The organism is Sphingobacterium pedocola, from assembly GCF_015209965.1.
Taxonomy (GTDB): Bacteria; Bacteroidota; Bacteroidia; order Sphingobacteriales; family Sphingobacteriaceae; genus Sphingobacterium; species Sphingobacterium pedocola.
The window spans coordinates 2,049,584-2,062,109 of the sequence record NZ_MU158689.1 but is presented as its reverse complement, the minus strand read 5'-3'; the positions used below and the strand labels follow the sequence as shown (position 1 = coordinate 2,062,109).

Annotated in this window: 13 protein-coding genes; 4 read left to right on the top strand and 9 right to left on the bottom strand. The window is 37.3% G+C overall.

Annotation, left to right across the window (positions count from 1 at the left end; genetic code table 11):
- Positions 1 to 17 precede the first annotated feature (17 nt).
- Positions 18 to 350, top strand: a complete 333-nt coding sequence (locus C4F40_RS08700) for a HopJ type III effector protein (protein ID WP_196938940.1) — start codon at positions 18 to 20, stop codon at positions 348 to 350.
- Between the two features lie 46 nt (positions 351 to 396).
- Here C4F40_RS08700 and C4F40_RS08695 read toward each other — a convergent pair whose 3' ends face one another.
- The 8 genes from C4F40_RS08695 to C4F40_RS08660 all read right to left on the bottom strand — a co-directional run bounded on the left by C4F40_RS08695 (position 397) and on the right by C4F40_RS08660 (position 8,411).
- The gene (locus C4F40_RS08695) at positions 397 to 927 is read right to left on the bottom strand and encodes a DUF1697 domain-containing protein (protein WP_196938939.1); all 531 of its coding nucleotides are present in this window, start codon (positions 925 to 927) and stop codon (positions 397 to 399) included.
- Between the two features lie 182 nt (positions 928 to 1,109).
- Positions 1,110 to 1,550, bottom strand: a complete 441-nt coding sequence (locus C4F40_RS08690) for a VOC family protein (RefSeq protein WP_196938938.1) — start codon at positions 1,548 to 1,550, stop codon at positions 1,110 to 1,112.
- A gap of 82 nt (positions 1,551 to 1,632) precedes the next feature.
- The gene (locus tag C4F40_RS08685) at positions 1,633 to 2,007 is read right to left on the bottom strand and encodes a DoxX family protein (RefSeq protein WP_196938937.1); all 375 of its coding nucleotides are present in this window, start codon (positions 2,005 to 2,007) and stop codon (positions 1,633 to 1,635) included.
- A gap of 350 nt (positions 2,008 to 2,357) precedes the next feature.
- On the bottom strand, positions 2,358 to 4,556 hold the full coding sequence (locus tag C4F40_RS08680; RefSeq protein WP_196938936.1) for a GAF domain-containing sensor histidine kinase: 2,199 nt from the start codon (positions 4,554 to 4,556) through the stop codon (positions 2,358 to 2,360).
- A 359-nt stretch (positions 4,557 to 4,915) separates the two neighbouring features.
- On the bottom strand, positions 4,916 to 5,371 hold the full coding sequence (locus C4F40_RS08675; protein WP_196938935.1) for an SRPBCC domain-containing protein: 456 nt from the start codon (positions 5,369 to 5,371) through the stop codon (positions 4,916 to 4,918).
- Between the two features lie 69 nt (positions 5,372 to 5,440).
- Complete coding sequence (locus tag C4F40_RS08670) at positions 5,441 to 6,013, bottom strand: pentapeptide repeat-containing protein (protein WP_196938934.1); 573 nt, start codon at positions 6,011 to 6,013, stop codon at positions 5,441 to 5,443.
- A gap of 13 nt (positions 6,014 to 6,026) precedes the next feature.
- A complete protein-coding gene (locus C4F40_RS08665) occupies positions 6,027 to 6,605 on the bottom strand; it encodes a Crp/Fnr family transcriptional regulator (protein ID WP_196938933.1) in 579 nt (192 codons plus the stop codon).
- Between the two features lie 30 nt (positions 6,606 to 6,635).
- Entirely contained in the window at positions 6,636 to 8,411 is a 1,776-nt protein-coding gene (locus C4F40_RS08660) for a pseudouridine synthase (protein ID WP_231389970.1), read from the bottom strand.
- A 129-nt stretch (positions 8,412 to 8,540) separates the two neighbouring features.
- Between C4F40_RS08660 and C4F40_RS08655 the strand changes: the two genes are divergently transcribed.
- The 3 genes from C4F40_RS08655 (at position 8,541) to fabV (ending at position 11,460) form a co-directional block, all read left to right on the top strand.
- Entirely contained in the window at positions 8,541 to 9,497 is a 957-nt protein-coding gene (locus C4F40_RS08655) for an aldo/keto reductase (RefSeq protein WP_196938932.1), read from the top strand.
- 101 nt (positions 9,498 to 9,598) lie between these two features.
- Entirely contained in the window at positions 9,599 to 10,069 is a 471-nt protein-coding gene (locus C4F40_RS08650) for a Dps family protein (RefSeq protein WP_196938931.1), read from the top strand.
- 191 nt (positions 10,070 to 10,260) lie between these two features.
- On the top strand, positions 10,261 to 11,460 hold the full coding sequence (gene fabV, locus C4F40_RS08645) for an enoyl-ACP reductase FabV (RefSeq protein ID WP_196938930.1): 1,200 nt from the start codon (positions 10,261 to 10,263) through the stop codon (positions 11,458 to 11,460).
- Between the two features lie 82 nt (positions 11,461 to 11,542).
- Here fabV and C4F40_RS08640 read toward each other — a convergent pair whose 3' ends face one another.
- Positions 11,543 to 12,520 (bottom strand): 2-hydroxyacid dehydrogenase, encoded by a 978-nt coding sequence (locus tag C4F40_RS08640; RefSeq protein ID WP_196938929.1) that lies wholly within the window; start codon positions 12,518 to 12,520, stop codon positions 11,543 to 11,545.
- Between the last annotated feature and the right edge of the window lie 6 nt (positions 12,521 to 12,526).

Here is a 12,526-nt window from a genome sequence, read left to right as displayed (position 1 = left end):
CGCATAAAAACGATATTATGGCTCAGGAATTAATACAAAGATTAAAAAATAAGAAAGTGAAATTTGTGGAGGTATTAGCTTTTATTGATGAACGGTATTTACATACGCCAACTGCCTTTACAAACGGTAGACAATATAATACTGAAAATGAAAACCAGGGGAGTGCAAAGATTTTTTCTTTCGCGCAAATAAACGGACTTTCAAAAGAAGATACTTTACTTCTATTTGCTGAATACGGAGAAGCCGTACTGGCGACTCCTGACTATAATGATCACCAAAATATCCGCCAATTTATATTAAATGGGTGGGACGGTGTGATGTTTGATGGAGCTGCTTTACAGGCAAAATAGTATTTAAAGACAATCCGATCTCGCTATAGGCGAGATCGGATTGTCTTTACCGGATGAGACTTGCTAATTTTTGCACGGTATTTAAATTTCGTCCTGTAGCTTTTATTTTTAGCGCTTTTTCAAAATAATTGTTATTCATTTTGGATTTTGCCATTCCTTCTGGCAGGTAAAAATATAGCATATTATTAATGAGCTGAAATTCTTCTCGTCCGTGATCTTTTTCTTGCAACTTATTGATCAGATCGGTACTCGGTCGATCAGATAAAAATGTAATGAATAACCTATTGGGTTCATGTTCTGCCTGAAAGGGGTTGTTTAAAAGTGCCTGATTTAGCTCTTCGCCAGTCACTACAAAAACTTCGATATCTAATCCTAATTTCTCCTGAATAAGCTGATGTATAGCCGATTTTACTTCTTTTTTGGAAAGGGGAGAGGAAAGCACTATATTTCCACTTTGAATGTAGGACATTACCCCATCAAATCCGGCATCTGTTAGAAAGAGTTTTAAATCTTGCATCTTAATACTGTTTTTCCCAGATACATTAACGCCACGTAGAAATATAATGTGTTTCGCCATTTTATTATGATTATGCTTTTTGCAGTTTTCATTTATCATGTTAACTTCTTTGAAATGACTATAACATTTCGCCAAGAAAATCAAATCGGATATCATCACTAAACCGTCTACTTATTTATTGATAAATTTAAGTTTTTTAAGGGATTAATAAGCTCTCTCGCTAGAGGCGAGATCGGTTTTCATTACATCTTTTTGTTCCCCTCGAAATGTATCATCCAAGAGATCCCGTATTTGTCCGTAAAAGAACTAAAAAGTTCTGCCCAGAATTGTTCTCCCAGCGGCATTTCTATATTTTGCGCGTCGACAGATAGCGCTGCATGAAGTGCTGTCGCCTCTTCGGGAGTATCGGTATCTAACATAATATAGGTATTGGTGCCTTGGGTAGCTTTTTGACCAAATCCCTCAAAACAGTCTGAACCCATAAGCATAGTCGATTCATTGAGTGCGATGGAGGTGTGAGAAACTAGATTTTTAGCCTCTTCAGGTAGTGGGTATTCTGGATCCGAAGGCATGTCACCAAAACGGTAAAAACCTGTGTTTTCTTTGTTAAAAACTTGTTCGTAAAATTTAAAGGCCTCTTCACAATTACCGTTAAAGTTTAAATAAGCGTGTACTTTTGTCATGATTTCTAAATATTATTTTTTTGAATGGTTGTTTTACTTTTTTAAATCTCTTGATTTCTAAGTTTGATAATCTTTTAAACGATTACTTTTCAATCATAGGTTTGTATTTGCGTCTCTCATCAAATAAGATATACAAATTGATCAGCAATAATACACCCGCTATTGATAATGTAGAGGGTGAATATATAGCATTTTGTAAGACCACACCCACCATAATAGGAAGCATCATTATTGCACCTAAGGCGCGCGTTCTGGGAATAATAAATAGAAGTCCGCCCAGTACTTCGATAATACCCACCAACGGTAACAGCCATTTTATGCTGGTCATCGCTTCGCTAACTTTTTGTAATTCACCTTCCAGCTCCGGCGTAGGCATGTACATGATGAACTTATTGAGGCCCGCATTGATAAACATGGCACCAAAGAGTATACAAATAACGTATTTTAAAATTTTCATCGATATATAATATATTATTCTTTACATTTTAAATATACTTTACATTTCGAATATAAAACTTGCCATAAGACAAGTTTTGACGAAGTATTTGTATTTCATTATTCCTATGCACCTCACGTTCACTGGATAAGATGATCAAAGTTAGGTACATGTTTTGACAACAGTATGTCAACAGCGAGTAGGCATAACATTTAATGTTTTTAAAAAATACAACCCCACCCTGGTTAATAGCGCTATCAGATGAATAAGTCCAATTTATTTAATGACAATTGTATTGGAATCGGATTTGATTTCACGCTAAGATGCCCGATTTTGGTTTCTTAAATTAAGTTTTCTAGAATAGAAGGAATTTAGTCGGAATCCTGATATTTTTTATTTAAGATTTTGATAATAAATGTAGCTCCTTCATTTGGTTTACTGATAAATGATATTTTACCTTTCAACCTATTCATAATTTTATATACAATTGAAAGGCCCAGTCCTACACCGTCAAAATCAGCAGCATTGCCTAATCGAATAAATTTACGATATATTTTGTCGGCTTCGCTTGCTTCAATGCCTATTCCGTTATCGGCGATTTCGTAAATTGTATATTCCTCTTCCTTATAACTATCTATGGTAACTGTAGGAGTTGTCGATTTTGATGAATACTTAACAGCATTACTCATGAGGTTCATGAATACCTGAGCAATTAAGGTCTGATTGGTATATAAATAATTTATGTTTTTAAGGATGAGATGCGTGTTGGGCGCACTGTAAATCACTTTGGATTGATTGAACAATTTATGAATTAACTGTTCGGGGTTAATTTCTTCCATAAAGAGTTCGGTGTTTTTAGTTCTAGAAATCTCTAATATAGATTTTATCATATCTTCCATAGAAGACACACTATCTAAAATGTGATTGAGGTGTTTCTCTATAAAAATCGGATCCGTGAAAGGCTTGCTTCGGAGGACTTGTGCACTCAACTTGAGTACCGAAAGCGGATTTTTTAAATCGTGGGAAATAGTGTGTGCATAATTTTCTAATTCATTGTTTGCTTCCGATAACTCGTTGTTCAGTTTTTGAATTTGTTCTGACTTCAAAAGTGCCGATTCAACGATTAGAGTACGAATACGCCTAATAAGGTATATGTCTTTGTCATTCCACATAAAAGATGTTCCTTTGACGGTTTCTTTCCATGCTTCAAAAGATTTTCGCGGTGAAATTTTTAAATTCCTTTTATCTTCGCTAAGAATTAGTAGTTTGGTTGGAGAACCTGCCCATATTTTGTGTTGAAGCTGTTCTTTTCTAATCCACAAAATATTTTCTTTTCTTAACGCATCCAGACGAACCAGAGCAATGCCACCAAGGTTCGATCCCAAATTTAATTTTTCACCAAAATCTTTTAGGAATGTATTTGAAGAATAAATTTCTTCGTCAGATTGAAAATTGGTCTTAAAAAATTGAACTATTCTTTTGAGCGTTTCTTCGGCAATCGGGGTTCCAAAATAGCGGATATTTTCATCTTTAGTATATACAATTGTATCGGCATCAACCAACTTGCATAAACCTTCCAGGTTGTCCACCAAGGCCTGTTCGATCGAACCATGTAAAAAAAGCTTGCCTTTGATATCTAATTCAATGAATTTTAGTTTTTCGGCCTCTCTGATCAGGTCCGAATTTGTATTAGCGGTAAATTTATTCACCACAAACTGGGTTATTGTATTAGTCGTAATCCGGGTTTTTAGGTCTATAAACTTAGGTTCTATATTCTGGCAGGCAACTAATCCCCATAATTTGTCATTGATAATGATGGATATGCTATAACTAGCTCGTATTCCCGAATTTTTCAAATATTCTAAATGAATAGGAGATACCGCACGAACATTACTTCTGCTGAGATCTAGCGGATCCGATGTATTTCCGATCAGACATATCTGAGGAGCCTCAACGTCTGGAATCAACCGGAAATGGTTTGTTAGATACAATTCCCTAGCCTGTTTTGGGATATCAAATTCAGGATAACACATTTTTAAATAACTAGGTAGACTATTCTTTACTTTTTCTGCAATAACTTTACCGCTACTATCTTCAAGAAATTGGTAGATCATAACCCGGTCAAAATCAATTATTTCAGAAATTACATCGCATAGATTATTCCACAATATAGCGGGCTGGTTAAATTTCGAAAATATATTATAAAAGACGTTATTTCCGCTTAGCGGATTGTAAATTTCTTCAAATTCAAAGTAAATTAAATGGTGATGGTGATATATGGAAAGATAGCAATCGTGTTCTTTCAAATCGATAACGCATAGTTCTTCGTGCGCTAGTGTTACCGCTTCTACAGAAGTGCGTATAGGCGTAATGTAATTTTCTAGATGCGTTTCAATAAACGAGGTCATATTTAGACCTAAAAATTCAAGCCCTGTTGGAAACAAATTCCGCAAATTTTCACTTACATATTTCGCTTTACCTGATAGGCTAAAAGCTATTAAATATCCATTCTGAATAATTTTATTGGGAATATGAATTTTTTCATCTTCGCAATTGGTAAGCGTTAACATAAAGAAATATTTGTCTTAAAATGGATAATGAATTAACAATGAAAGGAGCAGGGCTTTAACACGTCAATCTATTCCAAATATAATGTTAATTCCCTAGAAAAATAACAATGTTACGAATTAATCAAATTGTTTTTGTGAGAATTCTAAAAGCTAATTTTATTTTTAATTCACTCTTTTTCAGTGGTTTATTTTTTTGTTTAGAGTTTGAGAGATTCATTCCTGTAGGGAAGTAGGTTCTGTTAAAATAAGATGTCGAATGATAGAATACCGTTATAATGAGGGGATAAATATGATATTGCCAATAAAACTATTGGATGTTGGATGATTTCGAATAGAAAAAGGTAGCGCTTTTTCTGTCGTTAATCTTCCTTCCTAAAATCGAATGCACCTTTTCTCAGATTGATCCCATATTCCAGATAGGCTTTTAAACAGGCCAAAAAGTTGGCCCAACCTTCGGACTGACCTATAGCCTGTTGTATACCGTTTTCGTCAGCTTTCATTTGCTTTTCTTTAACGCGCACTACGGTAGAATTATTTTCCTGTGGTTCGAGAAAGACTTCAACGAGCATATCTTCTGCACCACCGCTCCAGTCGAAGGAAATATAACTAAAGGGTTGAATTTCCCTGGCTTCTACCGGAAAAGCGCCCTCAAACTCTGGAAAACTCCATTCAACGGTATTAGACGTGTCTAGTCTTCCTGTACTTTTTGAGATGAAGTAACGAGACATTTTTTCGGGATCTATGATCGCTTCGAAGACTTCTGCTATAGGTTTTTGAATTTGAATGGCAGCTTTAGCAACAAGATTTTTTTCCATGATTGTTCAAGTTTATGAGATAACAGTTAATCTGATAATTGGTTTTTGTTTTGTATCTACCATCTCCACTTAGCTTATGTCGATATTATACTTTTCTAATAGCCCTGGTAGGCCTAATAACGAAAATTTAGCTTTTTTAAGCTTATTGTTATCTGGGTCGATGGTATAATTGTATGCGGATCTGAAGTCTACTTTTTCAAGTATGCTTTGAAAAAATTTACTGTGCAACAAATTACATTCGTCAAAGATAGATTGGGTAAGATTACATTGTTCAAAGTCGACCTCCTTTAATTCGCAGGCTCGGAATATTGTCTTTTTAACAACAGTTTTGTAAAAAGAAGAGTGATCCAGTAAGCAATTGTAAAACGTAAAGGATAGGTTAAAGGGATTGCATAAATCAAATCGGATACCTAGCATTTTACATTCTTTAAAAATACCGTCTTGCAGTGTAACGTTTTGCATATTTGTCAGCGACAAATTACAACGAACAAATTCGCAATTTAAAAATCGGAACTGAGACAGGTCTTGTCCTTCGAAATTACAGTTCTCAAATCGACAGTTCTCATATTCAGCAAGACGAAATTCTTTCACTTCAACGTCTTCTTGGATGTAAGTTGTATCTTCAATTATCGGATAAGACATAGATAGAATAGGGCTACAAGTGAGATAATTCTTTCCGTATACGGCTTAAAGAAGTATCTGTTACACCTAAATAAGTAGCGATGTGTTTTAGTGGTGCTTGTTGTATGATTTGCGGATTTTTTTGGATAAGTTGGAGGTAACGTTTAGAAGCTGGCAACGTTATCATTTCTATTGCTCTCAATTTACTTTTGTATAGTTCGAAAGACATCCAAGCGCGTCCCCATTCCCGAAACGCGGGTATTTGATGAAATAGTTCTTGGAAATCATCATATGTGATTTTCCAAAGCGTGCAATCTGTAAGGCATTGGATATATTCATACGTAGGAATACGCTGGAATAGGGAAGCAACTTCAATCAGCACCTCATTATTTCCAACAAATCCTGTGGTTATCTCGTTGCCCTCATAATCATGGAGATAATTACGCACTAATCCATTTTCTATAATAAAGTACTCATTCGCAATATGCCCTTTTTCTAATAAAAAGTCTCCCTTTGAATGCACCAATTTAGAATGGGCATTAAATATTAATTCCAGATCTTTAAACTGAAAAAGTGGGTGCTGATACGCATATTTTAAAACTTCTGTAGCCATTGGTCACCATTTTGAAACTAAAGTAGTAAATTAAAATGGATCTGTTATTTCGAATTCAATTACTTTTAGAGAAATTGGATGAACAAAAGAAATAAAACCCGCATGTAGGTAGAGCCTATTCGCCTTTGTTCCATATAAGTCATCTCCCACAATAGGCGTGTTTAAGCCAAGCTTATGCGCCGAGTGAACCCGTAATTGATGCGTTCGTCCTGTTAATGGAAAATAATGTACACGTGTTTTTCCATTTTCTATATTAACTACCTCAAATTTAGTTTGTGCTGCCTTGCCGTATTCGTAGCAAACTACTTGACGCGGCCTGTCATCCAAATCTACCCGTAAAGGTAGATCAACTAGTCCCTTCGTGTGTGTAATCAATCCATCGAGTAAAGCAGTATACCGTTTTTGCACTTTATGACGGATGAATTGATCTTGGATGAACTGGTGCGCATGTTTGTGTTTTGCGAGCACAAGTATCCCCGAAGTTGACATATCTAAGCGGTGGATGATTAACGGTCCCGTGATCTCCGGGTTGCGGGTCAAAATCCTTCGCTGTACACTGTCCTGGATATGAATGCCGGGTACAGACAAGAATTCCGCGGGTTTATTAATGACTATTAGATGCTCGTCTTCAAATATTATTTCCAGATCTTTACCGACAGCTGGATTTTGCAACAAGGGGTTTTTGTCTAGCTCTAGTCCTTGTAACATATGACCCAAAATAGGTTCGCACTTACCCCGGCATGCTGGGTAGAAACTTTTATGTTTGCGCACTTCGGAGGAAGGCGAAGCCCCCCACCAAAATTCAGCCATACATACTGGCTTTAAATCATTTTGATATGCGTATTGGAGGAGTTTTGGTGCCGCACATTCTCCGGCACCCGCCGGCGGCATGATATTATTTGCCTCTTCGAAAATGTCCAAAACATTTTTATTCTCTCTGTACGCATTGAGGAATTGATACTGATCAAAAAGTTTGCGTTGTAACGCGGCAGATTTTTGCTTACGGCTTTCTTTCAAGCTTGCGATTTGTTGCCGAAATTGATCTACGACAAATTTTGCTTGCTCCACATCCAATTTGCATAGCGCTTTTAGTACATCAAATTCATGCTGATCGCGGTAGCTCTGTTTTATCAAATCGGTCTCTACTTCTTTGTATTTCATTTCCTCCAACGCGATTTTCTGATTTGCTCGTACTGCTTTGCGCTCAGCTTTATTCTGCTTATGCAACACACGCATTTCTGCTAATTTAGCGAACGCAGTTTCATTAGTTTTTTCCAAATCTGCAATCGCAGATTTAAGCTCCTCACTAGCTTCTAATTTCTCGATTTCTCGATTCAGCTGGTTGATGGTCGATTCTTCTTTCAGAAAGAACCCGTCTTCATCCAACATGTCGAAAATAGGAGGGACAAAATAATGATGTTGATTTCGGCCGGCAAGTTTACCCGAGCAGGCTGCTAAAAAGCCAATTTCACCGGAATGAGTTTCTGCTACAAGCACGCCAAACATTTTTCCAATTACCAAACCTTCCCCTCTTTCGTCCAATCCAAAATTATGGACGAAATCATCTTGTTCCTTCAAGTATTTTTGTAACTCATTGGTCGCTAATATGCTTAACGCGTGAGGCTCGTAATAAAAAGGAAATGTGAACTTCTGCGGTTTTTCTATATGAGATACATCGGTAGTAAACGAATGAAACCTGCGCATACTGTCGTTCAAACGCGGTCCGTAAGAGACGTAACTCGTGCAAGCGTCTCCATCAGTAGAAGACAACTTATTTTGACAGAAAACAAAAGGTGACGACCGCATAGTGTAATTTATTCTATACCGCAAAAATAGTAAGAATACCGAAATTTATGACAATTAAATGTACGATGAGCGGATGCAGATTCAAACTTAAAAGGTAAATTGTTGTTGTATTCGTAAATGACTTTGTTTATGGTTAAAAGAAAAATTGGAAAATCGAACTTGTCAGTTGCTCCTATTATATTTGGAGGCAACGTATTTGGATGGACACTAGATGAAAAACAAGCATTTGACATCTTAGATGAATTCGTAGACTTAGGCTTTAACGGTATTGATACGGCAAATCAATATTCCTATTGGGTTCCTGGGAATTTGGGAGGTGAATCGGAAACGATTATTGGAAATTGGTTATCTTCACGCGGCAATAGGGATAAAATTATAGTGATGACCAAGGTCGGTGGTACTTCTTCTGATATTCCTGAGCCTATTAATACCAAGGAACATATTTTTCAACAGGTAGAACGGTCTTTACGGCGTTTGAAGACAGATTACGTCGACTTATACCAAACGCATTTTGACAGTGAAAAAACACCGGTAGAGGAAACGTTACGGGCTTATGAAGATCTGATAAAAGTAGGAAAGGTACGTTCGATTGGAGCCTCCAATGTTTCTCCACAACGATTAAAAGAGTCCCTATATGTGAGTGAAGGATTGAAAATTGCACGCTATCAATCTCTTCAACCCCTGTATAATCTATTCGACCGAGAAAAATTTGAACAAAACTATCAACAAATAGCGCAAAACTTTGAGTTAAGCGTGATTCCTTATTATTCCCTTGCTAGCGGATTTCTAACAGGGAAGTACCAAACGGAGAATGATTTTACGAAGTCGGATAGAGGTGAGGGGGTAAAGCAAAAATACTGGAGTGAAAGGGGAGAACGTATTATAAAGGCTTTGGCTCATGTGGCAGCAGAGAACAACACAAGCCCTGCGGCAATTGCATTGGCCTGGTTGCTGGCACAATCCACTGTCACTGCACCGATAGTCAGCGCTACTAAAGCAATACATTTAGGCCCGTTCATAACGGCAGTCGAGTTGAATCTATCGCATGAGTCGCTAACGTTATTAAACGAGGCAAGTAAATACTAAATGACTTATCATGCAACCTTTTAAAGATTAATTTACTACTAAAATGTCCCTGTTACCTTGCAGAAGAGATTTCTTATAACTAAACCAAAAAAATAAAAAAAATGAAAGCAAACATTGGAATTAAAGAAAAAGACACGGCCACTGTCGCACAGATTTTGAATAAGCTGTTGGCGGATGAAAACGTACTGTATACGAAGGTAAGAAATGCACATTGGAATGTGGAGGGACCGGATTTTCATGCGCAACACCTATTTTTTGAAACTATCTACGGTGAATTAGCGGAGTTAATAGACGAGATTGCCGAACGTGTCCGCTCCGTTGGTCACTTCGCTATTGGTACAATGAAGCAATTTCTGGAATTTACACAGTTGACCGAAATGAAATACGGTAAAAATGATAGTCAGGGTTATATCAAGGAGCTGTTAAATGATATTGAAAGTCTGATTATTTCTGTTCGAAAAGATATCGAGCTTGTCGGAAAAGCAGGTGATGCAGGAACCGAAGATTTTCTGGTTGGTATTCTGGAAAAACATGAGAAGACAGCTTGGATGTTGAGGGCGCACATCAAATAAAAATAGATATCACATCAAGTAGGGATATTGAAATTAACATTTCGATATCCCTATTATATTTACAAAAATTTACTTTTCCAGCAACTGATGTTTTTGAAGAGAACTAATAAGCGTGGCAATTGCCGTATATTCCTTAAAAATTACTTAATTTGTACCTTAAATTGAAATTTGGAACTTGTTAATATAAAAACATGATTATACAACCCCGTGTAAGAGGATTTATTTGTTTGACGTCGCATCCCGAAGGGACGGCACAACATGTTAAGGATCAAGTTGAATACGTAAAATCAAAAGGTAAGATTACCGATGGACCGAAAAAAGTATTGGTCATAGGTGCTTCTACCGGATTTGGATTGGCTTCTCGTATTAGCGCTGCTTTTGGTTCTGACGCCGCTACTATTGGCGTATTTTTTGAAAAACCCGCAGCAGCTGGCAAACCAGGGACTGCTGGTTGGTATAATTCCGCTGCTTTTGAAAAAGAAGCGCAAGCAGCGGGTTTATATGCTAAAAGTATTAATGGTGATGCCTTTTCCGACGAGATCAAAAAACAAACTATCGATCTGATAAAAAAAGATTTAGGAACAGTAGATTTAGTGGTGTATTCATTAGCATCTCCACGCCGTACCCATCCAAAAACAGGTGTGGCACATGGTTCGGTATTAAAACCTATTGGACAAAGTTTTACAAATAAAACAGTTGATTTCCATACCGGTGTGATTTCTGATATATCGATTCAACCCGTAGAAAACGAGGAGGATATTACAAATACTGTTGCCGTAATGGGAGGTGAAGATTGGAAATTTTGGATCGAAGATTTAAAAGCTGCTGGGGTATTGGCAGAAGGGATTAAGACGGTAGCCTATTCCTACATTGGCCCTGAGTTGACATATCCGATTTATCGAAATGGTACAATAGGCCAGGCCAAAGATGATTTAGAAGGGACAGTTCCTGCGTTAAATGAATTGCTAAAAGACTTGGGGGGTGTTTCTTACGTATCTGTGAATAAGGCATTGGTAACACAATCTAGTTCGGCTATCCCAGTCGTACCTTTATACATTTCGTTGCTTTATAAGGTGATGAAAGAGAAAGGCATCCATGAGGGTACTATAGAACAAATGCAGCGCTTATTTGCAGAACGCCTGTATAATGGTGGCAATGTGCAGTTGGATGAAAAAGGTCGTATCCGTGTAGATGATTTAGAGATGCGTCCAGATGTACAGGCGGAGGTTGCTAAATTGTGGGAACAAGCCACTACTGAAAACTTAGAAGAGATTTCTGATATAAAAGGGTACCGGAAGGATTTCTTTAACCTATTTGGTTTTAATCTCGATTCGATCGATTACGAGGCAGATACAAATGAGGTTGTAAATGTACCTAGCATCACCGGTTAATGCTGTGATGTTGTATTTTTTATGAGGGTGTCTCCTACATTTGTTCAAGACAAACATAAGGGACACCCTCATATATAGTTTGCTACTTCTTATAGACTTCTTTGTTAATAACCTGAGGCATTTTGGACCCCGTTTTAGCACATATAATATTATTAGCGGCCATTACAGCCATTTTTGTGCGGGCCTCTACTGTAGCGGATCCAATATGCGGTAGTATGCAGACTGTAGGCATCTCCAACAACGGATTTTCTGGAGAGATAGGTTCAGGATCCGTTACATCTAATCCTGCTCCCCATATCTCTCCTTGTTGTAAGGCGGCTATTAAATCTTCTTCCTGATGTATTTTTCCCCTTGCTGTGTTAATGAAAATAGCGGATTTTTTCATCTTTTCGAATGCATCTTTATTAAACTTGTATTTCGTCTCGGGCGAGAGGTTTACATGTGCAGAAATAACATCACTTCGTGTCAGCAAATTATCAAAACTGACATATTTTGCGCCCACTAAGTTCTCCGCTTCCTTATTTATAGTTCTGTTATGATAAATAATTTTCATTCCGTACGCAGCTTTCGCCATTTTAGCAAACTCTAACCCAATGTCACCTAGTCCATATATTCCCAAGGTTTTATTTTCAATTTCTATACCAAGATCCTCCATAAAATCAAATGATTTTTTTTGTTTCTCTCTGACTTCCTTCGCTTGGAAAAATGCCTTCCGAGATACAGCGATCATTAAAAGGAAAGCAATGTCTGCAGTTGTTTTACGGAGCGAGCCCGCAGTGTTACTAACGGGTATTCCTGCTTTGGTCGCCGCATCAAGATCGATGTGGTCGAACCCAACAGCGGTAAGGGCGATTCCTTTCAGGTGAGCACATTGCTCGAAGAAATAGGAATCAAGTTTGGCATTGCCCACGAGTATCAAAAAATCCTTATCTCGACACTGTGATATCAATTGTTCCCGGGTTAGGTGCTTACTCGTTCTGTTTATTGATACCTCTAACCCTTTTTCTTTTAGGTGTTCGATAGCTTTCTCAGGAATATTTCTCGCAATAAATACTTTCATTCAATA